Source organism: Streptomyces sp. NPDC050508 (assembly GCF_040655155.1).
In the GTDB taxonomy this organism is placed as follows: domain Bacteria; phylum Actinomycetota; class Actinomycetes; order Streptomycetales; family Streptomycetaceae; genus Streptomyces.
This window is the reverse complement of sequence record NZ_JBFAJJ010000008.1, coordinates 353753-367839: the sequence shown is the minus strand read 5'-3', so window position 1 is coordinate 367839 and position 14087 is coordinate 353753. Positions and strand designations below refer to the sequence as shown.

Annotated in this window: 13 protein-coding genes; 6 read left to right on the top strand and 7 right to left on the bottom strand. The window is 70.9% G+C overall.

Features of this window, described 5'->3' with window-relative positions; genetic code table 11:
• Nucleotides 1-2 precede the first annotated feature (2 nt).
• Nucleotides 3-935 carry an SDR family NAD(P)-dependent oxidoreductase gene (locus AB0I69_RS24775; RefSeq protein WP_363097849.1) on the bottom strand — a complete coding sequence of 311 codons (933 nt, stop codon included), beginning with the start codon at nucleotides 933-935 and terminating at the stop codon, nucleotides 3-5.
• Nucleotides 936-987: 52 nt separating this feature from the next.
• Here AB0I69_RS24775 and AB0I69_RS24770 point away from each other — a divergent pair, with 52 nt between their 5' ends.
• From AB0I69_RS24770 to AB0I69_RS24750, 5 genes are all read left to right on the top strand, one after another.
• Complete coding sequence (locus tag AB0I69_RS24770; protein WP_363097848.1) at nucleotides 988-1689, top strand: ribonuclease H; 702 nt, start codon at nucleotides 988-990, stop codon at nucleotides 1687-1689.
• Nucleotides 1690-1831: 142 nt separating this feature from the next.
• Nucleotides 1832-2092 carry a hypothetical protein gene (locus tag AB0I69_RS24765; protein WP_363097846.1) on the top strand — a complete coding sequence of 87 codons (261 nt, stop codon included), beginning with the start codon at nucleotides 1832-1834 and terminating at the stop codon, nucleotides 2090-2092.
• Nucleotides 2093-2408: 316 nt separating this feature from the next.
• Nucleotides 2409-3620, top strand: a complete 1212-nt coding sequence (locus AB0I69_RS24760) for an FAD-dependent monooxygenase (protein WP_363097845.1) — start codon at nucleotides 2409-2411, stop codon at nucleotides 3618-3620.
• Between the two features lie 94 nt (nucleotides 3621-3714).
• Nucleotides 3715-5205, top strand: a complete 1491-nt coding sequence (locus AB0I69_RS24755) for an MFS transporter (RefSeq protein WP_363097844.1) — start codon at nucleotides 3715-3717, stop codon at nucleotides 5203-5205.
• Nucleotides 5202-5792 (top strand): TetR family transcriptional regulator, encoded by a 591-nt coding sequence (locus tag AB0I69_RS24750; RefSeq protein ID WP_363097843.1) that lies wholly within the window; start codon nucleotides 5202-5204, stop codon nucleotides 5790-5792. The genes AB0I69_RS24755 and AB0I69_RS24750 overlap by 4 nt, the downstream gene beginning before the upstream one ends.
• A gap of 64 nt (nucleotides 5793-5856) precedes the next feature.
• Here AB0I69_RS24750 and AB0I69_RS24745 read toward each other — a convergent pair whose 3' ends face one another.
• The 3 genes from AB0I69_RS24745 to AB0I69_RS24735 form a co-directional block, all read right to left on the bottom strand.
• Nucleotides 5857-6795 (bottom strand): squalene/phytoene synthase family protein, encoded by a 939-nt coding sequence (locus AB0I69_RS24745; protein ID WP_363097842.1) that lies wholly within the window; start codon nucleotides 6793-6795, stop codon nucleotides 5857-5859.
• A gap of 91 nt (nucleotides 6796-6886) precedes the next feature.
• Nucleotides 6887-7429 carry a hypothetical protein gene (locus tag AB0I69_RS24740; protein ID WP_363097841.1) on the bottom strand — a complete coding sequence of 181 codons (543 nt, stop codon included), beginning with the start codon at nucleotides 7427-7429 and terminating at the stop codon, nucleotides 6887-6889.
• Between the two features lie 164 nt (nucleotides 7430-7593).
• Entirely contained in the window at nucleotides 7594-9327 is a 1734-nt protein-coding gene (locus AB0I69_RS24735) for a cholesterol oxidase substrate-binding domain-containing protein (RefSeq protein ID WP_363097840.1), read from the bottom strand.
• Between the two features lie 136 nt (nucleotides 9328-9463).
• On the opposite strand from AB0I69_RS24735, the gene AB0I69_RS24730 reads away from it, so the two are divergent.
• Complete coding sequence (locus tag AB0I69_RS24730) at nucleotides 9464-10447, top strand: aldo/keto reductase (protein ID WP_363097839.1); 984 nt, start codon at nucleotides 9464-9466, stop codon at nucleotides 10445-10447.
• Nucleotides 10448-10489: 42 nt separating this feature from the next.
• Here AB0I69_RS24730 and AB0I69_RS24725 read toward each other — a convergent pair whose 3' ends face one another.
• From AB0I69_RS24725 to AB0I69_RS24715, 3 genes are all read right to left on the bottom strand, one after another.
• Complete coding sequence (locus AB0I69_RS24725; protein WP_363097925.1) at nucleotides 10490-11143, bottom strand: DUF2238 domain-containing protein; 654 nt, start codon at nucleotides 11141-11143, stop codon at nucleotides 10490-10492.
• A gap of 111 nt (nucleotides 11144-11254) precedes the next feature.
• Entirely contained in the window at nucleotides 11255-12286 is a 1032-nt protein-coding gene (locus AB0I69_RS24720) for a hypothetical protein (RefSeq protein ID WP_363097838.1), read from the bottom strand.
• Between the two features lie 97 nt (nucleotides 12287-12383).
• Nucleotides 12384-14030 (bottom strand): serine/threonine-protein kinase, encoded by a 1647-nt coding sequence (locus AB0I69_RS24715; RefSeq protein WP_363097837.1) that lies wholly within the window; start codon nucleotides 14028-14030, stop codon nucleotides 12384-12386.
• Between the last annotated feature and the right edge of the window lie 57 nt (nucleotides 14031-14087).

The following is a 14087-nucleotide window of genomic DNA, read 5'->3' as shown; positions in this document are numbered from 1 at the left end:
GGCTAGTGGACGAGATCTTCGGATACGGTCCACAGCCGGGCCGTGTTCTCCCGGTCCAGGGCGTACGGCGCGACGCCGGCGACGGCACCGGCCCGCTCGGTGACCGGCTCGGACGGGGCGCAGTCCTCGAAGTAGCGGCCGGTGACGCCCTCGACGGTCGGCGAGGCGGCCAGCAGCACCGAGGTCGCGGCGCCCTGCTCCACCGACTTCTGCGGCGGCAGGGCCAGTTCGCCCGAGGCCATGAACGCGGCCACCTGGTCCATGTCCATGTGGCGGGCCAGGGACGTGTCCGCGATGTTGCCCGGCATCAGCGCGTTGGCGGTGATGCCGTCGTCGGCCCAGCGCTCGGCGGCACCGACGGCGAACAGGGCGTTGGCGGTCTTCGACTGCCCGTACGAGGTCCAGGGGTCGTAGGGGCGGAAGCGGTAGTCCAGGTCGTCGAAGACGACGGGGGAGAAGAGGTGGCCGATGGAGCTCACGGACACGACCCGCGCGCCGTCCGCCGCTGCGAGGGCCGGGTGGAGGCCGGTGGTGAGGGCGAAGTGGCCCAGGTGGTTGACGCCGAACTGCCATTCGCGGCCCTCAGGCGTGCGGGTGAGTGCAGGCGTCGCCATCACTCCGGCGTTGTTGACCAGGATGTGCAACGGGCCCTGCCAGGCCGCCACGAACGCCGCGATCGTGGACCGGTCGGCCAGGTCGAGCCGCCCGACCGTCAACTGCCCCGATCCGGGCGGCAGTTCCTTCTCCAGGCGCTCCGCGACCCGGGCACCCGCGTCGGTGTCCCGCACGGCCAGCGTGACATCGGCACCCGCCGCGGCGAGCGCCCGGGCCGTCTCCACCCCGATCCCGGAACTGGCCCCGGTCACCACGGCCCGGCGGCCGTGCAGGTCGACGCCGTCGATCACTTCGGCGGCGGTTGTGTTCGCGCTGAACATCGGGCACCCCACAAGGTGGACTAATTGACACTTGTATATTAGCAGGCATGGCATGATCGGGCGCATGCGTGAACGTGTGGTGGCCGCGTGTGACGGGGCTTCGAAGGGAAATCCCGGGCCCGCTGCCTGGGCCTGGGTCGTTTCGGACGACAAGGAGAGCCCGGCCCGCTGGGAGGCCGGCCCGCTCGGCAAGGCCACCAACAATGTCGCCGAACTGACCGCGCTGGAGCGCCTGTTGACGGCGACCGCACCGGACGTGCCGCTGGAGATCCGCATGGACTCGCAGTACGCCATGAAAGCGGTCACCACCTGGCTGCCCGGCTGGAAGCGCAACGGCTGGAAGACATCCGGCGGAAAACCCGTCGCCAACCAGGAGCTGGTCGTCCGCATCGACGAACTGCTCGACGGCCGCTCGGTCGAGTTCCGTTACGTCCCCGCCCACCAGGTCGACGGCGACCCGCTGAACGACTTCGCCGACCGCGCGGCCAGCCAGGCCGCCATCGTCCAGGAGCCCGCGGGCAGCGACCTCGGCTCCCCGGAGCCGCCCCCCTCGCCCGACACCCCGAAGAAGTCCTCGCGGCCCGCCGGTGCCAAGTCGCCACGCAAGAGCGGCAGTTCGTCGGCGCGCACGATCAAGGCGAAGTTCCCCGGCCGCTGCCTGTGCGGTCGCGCCTACGTGGCCGGCGAGCCCATCAGCAAGAACGCCCAGGGGTGGGGCCACCCGGAGTGCCGTACGGCGGAGTCCCAGGTCTAGGCAGTGGAGCCGCGCTGCTCGATGCCGTCACCGGACTTTCCTGTACGGAGGCGGGTGATGTGAGTGCCAGTCAGGGCGCCTGTGAAATAGCGGAGATCGCCCGCACCCGCCTGCCCTCCAGGCTCGGACCCGTTCCTGCACCGTGGTCGTCACCGGCACCCCGGGCATCGAAGGCCTGCTGCTCAGGTCGGGCCGGATCAGCGAGGAGGCGTGGTCGACGGTCCGCGCCTGCGACACCACCCACGAACACCTCGCCACCGAACTCGTCGACCGCGGACTCGTCGGCACCGGCGAACTCGAAGTCATCAGCCTGAGCGCGCTCCCTCGTCGCACCCGACTCCGTTCGCTCCCGCGTCGCCGCCCCGGCCGGACCTCCGCACCGGCGTACCGGCCCCACGGCTGAACCACCTGCCCGCCGGCCCCGAGCCGCCCGACGGACACACCCGCCCCGACGTGACCGGACCGGCCGCACCCCAACTGGCCTGCCCACCCGTCCCGTTGCGCGCGGTGCAGCACCGGACACGTGATCGTGACGGCCGTCGGAGAGCGCGCGCTTCATTCCTCCCCTTGGCAGGAGTGTTTCCGGTGTTCTCTCCCGACGGGCGTCCAGGCGGGTGGCGTGGCTCCCGCGCCCCGGTCGACGCGAATTGTCCTGTCGCCCCATCCTGCTACTCTGCGGTTCCACTTGACCACTTTGAGTAAAACCCAGGGGTGTGCGCGTGAAGGTCGCCTGTGTCGGAGGCGGGCCCGCAGGCCTGTATCTCTCGATCCTGTTGAAGCGGCAGGACCCGTCCCACGACATCACCGTCTACGAGCGCAACCCCGAGGGTTCGACCTACGGCTGGGGCGTGACGTACTGGAGCGGACTGCTCGACCAACTCCGGGAGTACGACCCCGAGTCGGCGCAGGCCGTCGACGAGCACTCGGTGCGCTGGAGCGACGGCGTCGCCCGCATCCGGGACCTGACGACCACTCAGCCCGGGGACGAGGGCCACGGCATCGGCCGCCACCGCCTCCTCAAGATCCTCGCCGAGCGGGCCAGATCCCTCGGCGTACGGCTGGAGTTCGACCACGACATCACTGCGGAGGACCTGCCCGACGCGGATCTGGTCGTGGCCGCCGACGGCGTCAACAGCGCGCTGCGCACCCGCCACGCCGACCACTTCGGCAGCGAACTGAAGCCCGGCCGCAACCAGTACATCTGGCTCGGCACCAGCAAGGTCTTCGGCTCCTTCACCTTCGCCTTCGTGGAGACCGACCACGGCTGGATCTGGTGCTACGGCTACGCGTTCGGCCCCGAGGGCAGCACCTGTGTCATCGAGTGCGCCCCCGAGACCTGGACCGGCCTTGGCCTCGACAGCGCGCCCGAGGCCGACGGACTCGCCCTGCTGGAGAAGCTCTTCGCCGACCTCCTGGACGGCCACTCCCTGATCGGCCGCGCCTCGGCCGACGGCAGCGCCCAGTGGCTGAACTTCCGCACCCTCACCAACCGCACCTGGCACCGCGACAACCTCGTCCTGCTCGGCGACGCCGCCCACACCACCCACTACTCCATCGGCGCCGGCACCACCCTCGCCCTGGAGGACGCCATCGCGCTCGCCGACGCCCTGCGCGACCACACCGAACTGCCGCAGGCCCTCGCCGCCTACGAACTGCGCCGTAAATCAGCCCTGTTGTCCATCCAGAGCGCGGCCCGCTACAGCGCCCAGTGGTACGAGAACCTGCAGCGCTACATCCACCTGCCCCCGCACCGCATGTTCGCCCTGCTCGGCCAGCGCCACTCGCCCCTGCTGCCGTACGTCCCGCCCCAGGTGTACTACGGCATCGACAAGGCAGCCGGACGGCTGGAGGCGCTGCGGCGGTTCAAACGCTGGCTGGGCCCCAAGGTCGCGCGGACCGTGCACGCGCGGGCGCTCGCCTCCCGCAAGTAGGGCGCCTTGTCTCCCCAGCACGTTGGGTGAATGGCTATTCACCGGATAGGGTGAATAGCCATTCACCTTCTTTTACGTGTCCGCTGGAGTGCCAATGGGCCAGCCCGTCCCGATACCCGACCAGCCCGGCACCACCGGACGGTCCCCCTTGCGGGACCGGCTCACCGTTCCGGTGCTGGCCTTCGGCGGGATCCTCATGGCGGTCATGCAGACCGTGGTCGTACCCCTGCTGCCGTCCCTGCCCCGGCTGACCCACTCCTCCGCGGGCGCCGTCTCGTGGATGGTCACCGCGACTCTGCTCTCGGGCGCCGTCCTCACCCCCGTACTCGGCCGGGCCGGCGACATGTACGGCAAGCGGCGGGTCCTGACGGGCGCCCTGAGCCTGATGACCGTCGGCTCGGTCATGTGCGCCCTGTCCTCCGACATCCGCGTGCTCATCACGGCCCGCGCCCTCCAGGGCGCCGCCTCCGCCGTCGTCCCCCTGTCGATCAGCATCCTGCGGGACGAACTGCCCGCGGAACGCAGGGGCAGCGCGGTGGCGCTGATGAGTTCCACCGTCGGCATCGGCGCCGCGCTCGGACTGCCCCTCGCGGCACTGATCGTCCAGTACTCCAACTGGCACGTCATGTTCTGGGCGACCGGCGCCCTCGGCGCGATCGGCGTCGCGGCGATCTGGTGGGCGGTGCGCGAGTCGCCAGTCCGTGAACCCGGCCGCTTCGACGTGCTCGGCGCGCTCGGCCTGGCCGTCGGGCTGGTGAGCCTGCTCCTCGGCGTGTCCCAGGGCGGCCAGTGGGGATGGGGCAGCCCGCGGATCCTGGCGCTGTTCCTCGGCGCGGTCGTCGTGCTCGCCCTGTGGTGGTGGCAGCAACTGCGCACCGAACTCCCGCTGGTGGACCTGCGGTTGGTGTCCCGGCCCAGGGTCGGCCTGTCCCACGTGGCGGCCCTGCTGACCGGCTTCGCGTTCTACGCCAACTCCCTGGTCACCGCCCAGCTGGTGCAGGCGCCCAAAGCCACCGGGTACGGGCTCGGACTGACCATCGTCCAGACCGGCCTGTGCCTGCTGCCCGGCGGCATCACCATGCTGCTGCTCTCGCCCGTCTCGGCCCGGATCTCGGCGGCCCGCGGCCCGCGCATCACGCTCGCCCTCGGCGCCGCGATCATCGCGCTCGGCTATGTGGTGCGCATCGCCGACAGCCGTGACCTGTGGACGATCATCCTCGGCGCCACGATCGTGGCCACCGGCACCACCTTCGCCTACTCGGCGCTGCCCACGCTCATCCTGCGCGCCGTCCCGGCCGGCCAGACCGCGTCCGCGAACGGCGTCAACGTCCTGATGCGCACCATCGGCCAGGCCGCCTCCAGTGCCGTGGTCGCTGCCGTACTGGTGCACCACACCAGCCTGGTCGGCGGGCTCCCGCTGCCCACGCTGCACGGATACCTGATGGCGTTCGCCATCGCGGGCGTGATCGCCCTGGTGGCGAGCGCGGCGGCACTGACCATCCCGGGCGACCCCTCGCCCGACGACACGCGGCGCGCCGGGGACCGTACGGAGGGCGCGCGGGACGAGGCGCTGGAGGGAGCATGAGTGCCGTGAGCACCACTCCACCCACCGCGTCCCCGCCCGCACGCCGGGACGCCGAGGCGACCAAGGCAGCGATCCTCAGGGCCGCCCGCTACCTCCTCGCGCGGAACGCGCACGCCGACATCACCCTCAAGGCCGTCGCCGAACGCGCCGGTGTCAGCGCGCCGTTGATCCTCAAGTACTTCGGCAACAAGGACGCCCTCTTCGCCCGCGTCATGTCCTTCGAGGCCGACGCGGAGAACCTGCTGGACGCCCCGCTCGACGAACTCGGCCGCCACATGGTCCGCCACGTCCTGGTCAGCCAGCGCGAACGGGGTGCCGACCCGCTGCTGCGGATCGCGTTCGCACCCCTGCACGGTGACCACGGCGACATCCTGCGCGTCAACTTCCGCGCCCACGTGGTCGACCGCCTCGCCGAACGGCTCCCCGGGCCGGACGCCGCCCTGCGCGCCGAACTCGCCGTGGCGACTCTCCTCGGCCTCGGCGTCATGTACGGCATCGCGCGCGGCACGCGGCTGCGCGCGACCGCGATCGACACCATCGTGGACCGCTACGGACCCACCGTGCAGGCCCACTTGACGCCCCGCTGAGCTTGGCCCTGTCGTCAAATTCCCGCCTGCCTCGGGGCGGACGACGGGAATGTGACGACAGGGCCTAGCGCGCCCGACGTCGCTCCGCACGCGCGCGACGGTACCCCCGGGCCAGGACACGCAAGGAGGCGAAGGCCGCCGGGCCCGCCCCACGCAGCAGGAGCCTCCCACCCGCGCGACGCACCGCGCGCAGTCGCAGTTCCTGGACGGCGATCAGGGCGTCGAGAAACGGCCGGTACTCGGCCGCGACGAGACCGGGAAGCAGACGGCCCTCCGTGAGCGTGGCCTCGGCGAGATCGGCCTGTGCCCGGACCAGCCGCTCCAACGCGGGCACGCACCCCTCCGACCGGTTCCGCAGATCCTCGAACTTCAGCCCGTGCCGGACCAGTTCGTCCTCCGGGATGCCGATACGGCCGTTCGCGGCATCCTCCGCGAGATCGGCCAGGAAGTCGGCGCGCTGCAACCCCTCGATCAGGGCACGGCACCCGCTGACGAACGGGTCATCGGCTCCGGCGTCGGGATCGGGCGCGAGCAGCGACGCGGTGAGCATCAGGGCAGGCAGCGCGTAACTGTCCACGTACGCCTGGAAGTCGGCCTCCGTCTCGAAGCCCGTCCAACTCGCCTCGACCCGAGCGCCGTCGAGGAAGGCACGCACCCGGGCCACCATGTGCGGGTACCGGCGCGCGGTGTTCCGGAGCGCCAACAGGGTGTCCTGGTCAGGCGGTTCGCTGCCCGCAAGGGCCGCCGTGGTCTCGGCGTCCCAGGAGGCGAGGGTCGCCGTACGGACATCGACGTCACCGGTGTCGATCAGCTCGTCGGTGGCGTGCATGTAGGCCACCGCTGCGACGGCCGGCGGATGCAGCTCCGCCGGCAGCAACAGCCGTACCGCCACGTACTCGTGCGGCGCGAACCTGCGGACGAGCCCGCGCTGGGCGTCGTAGGCGCGCCGCAGTCGCGGGTCGGCGATACCCGCCGTCTTCAGAGCGGTGGACCAGCGGGTCACGACTCTCCTTGTTCTTCCGTCCTCGACCGTCCGGCACGGCGAGCCACTCCGGAAGCCTAGCCAGTGCCGGGACGTGACCCCGCTATGCCAACTAGCGCCGTCGTCCGCGTCCGCCCTGGTGCTTGCTGGGGCGTCTGCCCTTGGCCTTGCCGCCGCGTGTGTCCGGCGCCTGTACCGGGCGCCCCTGCCAGTCGACGCTGTTGTCCTTCGACAGGCTCGCCGCATACGACAGCGCATGCTGGACCAGCAGCGACAACAGGCGCTTGGACTCCGCCGAAAGAAGCTCGCTCTGCCAGGGGCAGACCGAATACCAGCCCTGGCCCGGATCCGTCAGGGGCGGACAGGGCCCCGCGGGCTCCAGGGGTTCGGGCGGCGCTTCGGGAAGACGCACCAGCAGCACGCCCGTGCCCCGGGCGACAACCGCGGCGATGCCCTTGGCCGCAAGCACCGGCACCCCGAAAGTCGCCAGGACGGGCCAGCGCGGAGCGAGGTCCTCAAGTCTCTCGACCAGATCGGGGTGGGTATGCAGCTCCCACCCCTCGTAGGCGTAGGCACCGTGCACCTGCCCAACACCCTGCTCCCGCAACAGGCCCAGCAGCGCGGTGTTCTGAGGCAGGTCCGGCAACAGCGTCATGCCCCGACACGCTACGCGCCGTCAGGCGGAGGCGGAGGCCACGAAGAACGGAACGCCGCGCACGCTGCCGTCGGCGAACGGTAGTTCCTCCGCCCCCGCCTCGCGGAACTCGACCTCCGGCCGGACCGGCCCCCGAATGGCATCAACCTCTTGAGACGCCATACCTAGCCGAACAACCGGTCCAGGAAGGCGTTCCCGAACACCCCGTGCGGGTCCAGCCGGTCGAAGGTCCCCGCCGCCTGTCCCCACACGGACTCCCCGAACGAGCCCGGGATCGCCGTGCCCAGCACTTCCTCGTCGCTCCACGCGGCCTTCTCCGTATAGGCCCAGCCCTTCGACCACTCGACCCGCGTCAGGGCGTCCGTGCCGTCGTAGGAGCGGTACAGGAACTGCTCCAACTCCCGTAGGAACTCCTCCGCGTACGGCGTCCCGGGCAGCGTCAGGACGTCCAGCCAGACCGCCGTGTCCCACTCGGGGTGTTCGGTGCTCGGGCGCAGCGCGGACAGCAACGGGGCGCGGGCGTCGGTGAGTTCGGTGTCGGTGGGGTGGTCGAGGCCGGTCACCCGGATCTCGACGGTGCCGTTGACGGGGAACCGGCCGAGCGCGGCGTACGCGGTGAGCCGCTCCTGGTAGAAGTCGGTGAACTCGTGGACCACGCGCTGCACTTGGGCCCGCGAGGTGAGCACCGCGTAGCCGTTCGCGGTCTCGCGCAGTGTCGTCGGCTTGATGTAGAGCAGCGTGTTCTTCGACGGCCCCCAGATGTCCGCCGACAGCGTCGTCGTCAACCCCAGCGCGGCGACGTCGAGTTGGGCGTTCCCGAGCACCGGCGCCAGATACCACGCGCCATCGGACAGGATCCGCCCGACGAGATCCGCCACCGGCGTCGGCACGTTGTCGGAGAACGGATAGTTGTACGGCGACGAGACGCGCCGCGAGGTCAACGGCCGGGTCGGTGCGACGCTCCACACCTTCAGCCAGGGGAACTCGGTGAACGCGAACCAGATCGCCTCGGCCCGCCCCGACTCGTCCAGGAAGCTCGCGAAGGTCCGCCCGCCGGACCCGGGCGCCGCGAACAACTCGGTGGCCGGGATGTCCGTACGGCTCAGGCAGCGCAGGTTCGCGTTGGCCCCGACCCGCAGCACGACCTCGGTGACCAGCGCACGCCCCAGATGAGTGAGCAGCGCCGCGCAGTCCGCCTCGTCTCGGGTGTAGGTCCGCAGCACGTACGCGCCGGTGTCCGTGTCCCACACCACCGCCGTCAGCGACAGCACCAGATTGCTGAGCGACCCGAACGTGTGCCCGGCCGTCCGCTCCTCGCCGTTCGCCGGTACGGCGGTGCCGTGCGCGTCGATGGCCAGGGCGCCGCCGAGCGTCAGGTCGCCGGGTGCGGGCGAGGCGGTGACACCGAGGCCGTGACCCTCCAGGAACGTGAGCAGCGCCTCCAGGGTGACACCCGTACCGGCCCGCACGGCGGAGGTGGAGTCCAGGGTCAGGGCGGTGAGGTACGGGGCGGTGTCGACCAGCAGCACCGGCGCCTCGGACGTCGTACCCGACTCGATCGTCAGCGGCGACCAGCCGTGCGAGGAGCCGCGGGCGCGGACCCGCCAGCCGTGCTGCCAGGCCCAGTTGACGACGGACACCACCTGGCCGGCGTCGGTCGGCGCGCACGCCCACAGGCCGTCGGCGGTGATCTCGCCGACCCAGTTCCGGTACGCCGAGCGGTAGAGGTCGACGTCCGCCGGGAAGTCGGGCAGCTCGGCCGCCGCGACGGCCGGATCGGCCGTCAGGAGTACGGGTACGGCGGCCAGGGCCGCCGCCGAGAGGAGGAAGCCGCGACGGGTCCAGGGAGCGGAACTGCCGTTCCCCGACTGGAGGTTGTTCGCCACTTGATCGGTCACGCGCACACGCTAGGCGGGAGTTGACACGAGTAGGCATCCTGTCGAACCGGTTCACTCGTGTGAGTGAAAGATTCACAGGTCGCGACCCTGAGGAGCCCGATCCGCGCATGTCAGTGGCGGATGACAGACTGACGGCATGGACGAACGTGTAATCGGCAGGTCGAATCAGCAACTGTCCGTCGTAGGTCTCGGTACCTGGCAGCTGGGTGCCGACTGGGGAGACGTCGACGACAAGGAAGCCCTCGCCGTGCTGGAGGCGGCGGCGGAGTCGGGGGTGACCTTCTTCGACACGGCCGACGTGTACGGCGACGGGCGCAGCGAGCAGACCATCGCCACGTTTCTGAGCGGTCGGCCCGATCTGCATGTCCTGGTCGCGACGAAGATGGGCCGCCGCGTCGACCAGATCCCCGAGAACTACGTCCTCGACAACTTCCGCGCGTGGAACGACCGTTCGCGCCGCAACCTCGGCGTCGACCGCATCGACCTGGTGCAGCTGCACTGTCCGCCCACGCCGGTCTACTCCTCGGACGAGGTGTTCGACGCCCTCGACGCCCTGGTCGCCGAGGAGCGCATCGCCCGGTACGGCGTGAGCGTGGAGACCTGCGAGGAAGCCCTCACCGCGATCGCCCGGCCGAACGTGACCAGCGTGCAGATCATCCTCAACGCGTTCCGTATGAAGCCGCTGCTCCAGGTGCTCCCGGCCGCGCAGGCGGCGGGCGTCGGCATCATCGCGCGCGTGCCGCTCGCCTCCGGCCTGCTGTCGGGCAAGTACACCAAGGACACGGTCTTCCCGGAGAACGACCACCGCACCTACAACCGGCACGGCGAGGCCTTCGACCAGGGCGAGACCTTCTCCGGCGTGGACTACGCGACGGGCGTCGAGGCCGCCGCCGAGTTCTCCGCCCTCGCCCCGGAGGGGTACACCCCGGCCCAGTTGGCCCTGCGCTGGATCATCGACCAGCCCGGTGTCACCTCGGTGATCCCCGGCGCCCGCTCACCCGAACAGGCCCGCGCCAACGCTGCCGCCGCCAAGCTGCCCGCCCTGTCCGAGGACACGCTCACCGCGATCCGGGACCTCTACGACCACCGGATCAAGGACCAGGTGGAGGGCCGCTGGTAGACCCCGGCCCCGCTGTGCCCCGGCTGGTCGCGGGCGGGGTGGTCACCTGGCACCCGCTGTGCTGGTTCGTACCGCCGCTGTGGGCGCGGCAGCGGCGTACGAAGAGGACCCGATGACCTCGAGCCGCGCCATGTGCCGGTCGTGGACCCGGCTGAGCACCAGCACTGACACCGTGGCTCCGATCAGCGCGCAGAACATGTCCCACTGCGTGTCCCACACATCCCCCTGCGTGGCCAGGAAGGCGTCCGCGCCGTGCCCGCCGATCACGGCCGCCGCCCACTCGAACAGCTCGAACAGGGCGCTGAAGGCGAGACACGCGCACACCGTGAGCGGCGCCAGCCAGCGGCTGCCGGGCAGCGGTGAGGTGCGGGTGAGCAACTCCCGTACCAGGACCGCCGGTACGAAGCCCTGCATGAGGTGGCCGAGACGGTCGTAGGGATTGCGGCTGAGACCGAACGTGTCCCGGACCCAGTCGCCCGCCGGTACCTCCGCGTACGTGTAGTGGCCGCCCACGGCGAGGACCAGCGCGTGCGCGGCGAGCAGACAGCACAGCAGGCCGGTCATGGGGAAGCGGCGCCAGGTCAGGACGATCACCGGGAGTCCGACGAAGACCCACACGGTCTCCAGGAACCACGTCGTGCGATCGTGCGGATGCCAGGCGGAGAGGGCCATGCCGACGACCACCAGCGCGACCATGGCGGCGGGCAGACGGCGCCGCGGTGCGGAAGCAGGAACGGACACGATGGGGCTCCCTTGTCGTGGGGAGGCCCATCGTGTCCGAAGGCCGAAGTCGCTACATGAGTACGGCTACTCAGCCGGAGTGGTGGTCTTGCGCAGCGCGGTGAGGCAACTGTCGATGGCCTGCTGGAGCTCCTCCAGACGCTGCACCATGTCGTCCTCGTAGAAGTCCTGGGCGTCGTCGAAGGTCAGCTCCTCGAACGCCTTCGTGGCCTTCTGCAGGCTGCTGTAGAACTTGGTCCGCTTCTCCTGGACGCGCAGTTCGGGGTCGGCCTCGACCGCCTCGACGACCAGGTTCTTCATCGTGTCGTAGGCCTCGGTGGCCCACCCGCCGGTGTCCTCGCCGTCCTCCAGTTCGTCGAGGAGCGACAGGTGGCGCTCGGCCTCCTGGCGCAGGTCGACGGGTGCGTCGACGGTCTGGCCGGCCGGGGTCTTGATCTGGCCCGACTCGGCGATCTGGCGGACATAGCCGATCCGGTCCGCCGAGCGGCTCTCCGTTGCCACGGCCTTCTTCAGGTCGTCGGTGCGTACGACGTCCCGGGCCAGCTCGGACTGCAGCTCAGGGTCCTCGCGGACGCGATCCAGCAGAGCCTGCCGGGCGGCCCGCGCGGTGGACGGGTCGGCGAGGATCGCGGCGCGCAGCGCGGTCGGGTTCTCCGCGACCTCCAGCGCCTTGGTGGGCCGGATGCCCTCGGCCTCGGCGGCCTCGGAGATGGCGGTGCCGCGCTCGGAGGTGGCGCTGGAACGGGAGACGTAGTAGTTCAACCACACGTCGGCGTCCGGGAGTTCGACCTCCTGGCCGGGGGCCAGCTCCTCGAAGTGCGGGACGAGACCGTCGTCCGCGGCCCGGTCCCAGGCCTTGTAGTAACGCATGACACGCTCGGGGGAGCAGTCGGCGAGTTCGGCGAACTCCTTCGCGGACACCTTCTGTGTCTCGTCCGCGCTCTGCCCGCCGGGGCGTACGCTGCGCGCCACCTTGAGGCCGAAGGCCCAGCCGCCGGTGCGGGCGTAGGCTCCGAACTCGTGCGCGTCCCGGGCGACGAGGCCGGCGTCGTCGAGGGCGGTGAAAGACGTCTCGGCCTGGTCGATCACTACGGTCAAGGCGGACTCTCCTGGGCTTGTGATGAGGCATGGTGCGAACAGGCAGCCTATATCCACCCATTGCCGTTGGTTTGAGTGCCCGGCCCTCGCGTCGCCGTCAGTTCGACTCCCGCCGGAAGGTCTTGAAGAAGGTCTGCAACGCCTGGCGGTTGGCCGCGTCGTTCCATTCGTCGGCGGGCGTCGTCCACCGTAGCGAGAAACTGCGCCCGCCGCCGATCAGGAAACCGCGCCCGAGCGTGCGCACCCGGTCGTCGCCCGTTCCGGAGAACCACTCCAGGTCGGCCGCCTTGTCGCCCTGGAACGTCGTGGCCCGGATGTCGCCGATCTGCTGGAAGCCCTCGGTCTGCTTCAGCCCCGGCAGGACGTCGTCGCGCCAGATGGCGACCGGGTCCGGACCCGCCTGTGTGCTGTACGTCACGGCCAGCGTGCGCGGGTCGCCCGTCGCGCCGAAGGTGACCCGGTAGGCGTTGGACACCTGCTGGGTCTCCAGCACCTTCCAGCCCTTGGGGAGCGCGACGGAGAAGCCCTCCGGAGCCTTGAACACGCGGAAACCGGCGGGCAGTACCGAGGTAGTGGGGGAGGGGGACGAGGTGGCGGAGGGCGTGGCGGACGCGGAAGGGGAGGCGGGCGAGGTGGGCGAAGGTGTGGTGGACGGGGTGTAGGCGTGCCCGTCGACGTTCTCGCCCGGCGTGCTGACCGGGGCCGAGGCCGAGGCGGACGGGCGGGGCGAGGGGCTGGTGGCCGCCGAGGACTGGGTGCCCGGCAGTTGGTGAGTGGCGGCGAGGACGGCGACCGTGACGGTGCCGACGGCCAGGGCCGTCCCGGCGGCCATGCCGCGTCCGCTCCAGGTGGTCCCCGCCCCGAGGAAGGCGTCGTAGGCCCGTCGCAGCCGGGGCAGCGGGATCGGTTCCCGGTCGGCGTAGGGGTCGTCGTTGAGGATGCGGGTGAGGGACTCGCGGACCACCGGGCGGGTCAGCCGCTCCCGCGAGTTCTTGCGCAGCAGTCCCTGGATGACCTGTGCCAACGGCCCGGCGCGCGACGGGCTGCGCATCGGGAGCCGGTCCACGCCCTTCAGGGTCGCCTCGGGCCGGCCCCGGTCGCGGAACGGCGGGTGTCCCTCGACCAGTGTGTAGAGGATCGCGCCCAGCGCCCACAGGTCGGCGGCCGGCCCGATGCGCTCGTCGCGGGCCTGTTCGGGCGAGGCGTACGACGGCGCGGTGATCCGCGGGGCGAGGGTGGCGCCCGCGAGTCCGAAGCCGGTGAGGACGACACTGCCGCGGTCCGGTACGAACACCTGGCCGGGGCTGAGTTCGCCGTGGGTGATGCCCTCGTTGTGCGCCTCTTCCAGCACGTCGAGCAGTTCGAGTCCGATGCGGGCCGCCCGCACGTAGTGGAACGTGCCCTGCTGGGCGAGGAGTTGGCCCAGTGGTGTGCCGTCGATCCAGTCGGTGACGGTCCACAGGGTGCCGGACTCCTCGACGGCGTAGACGACCGGGGCGACCCGGGTGGGACAGAGCAGCACCATGATCTCGGAGGTGCGCAGGACGCCGGCCGTGATCCGCTGGGAGCTCTCCCCGTCGAGAGTGGCGGGGAGGGTCACCTGCGTGAGGAGGCAGGGACGTTCGGCGATCGTGTCCTCGCCGTACCAGGAGACACGGTTCGTCTCGCGATGGGCGACCTCCATGAGCCGGTACCGGCCGCCGACTGACTCGTGTACGGAGACGTGCGTCTCGACCATGGCCATCCCTCGCGCTGAAACCCTGGCTCTCACCTTTCCCAGAGGTACGGGGGCTGTGATGGC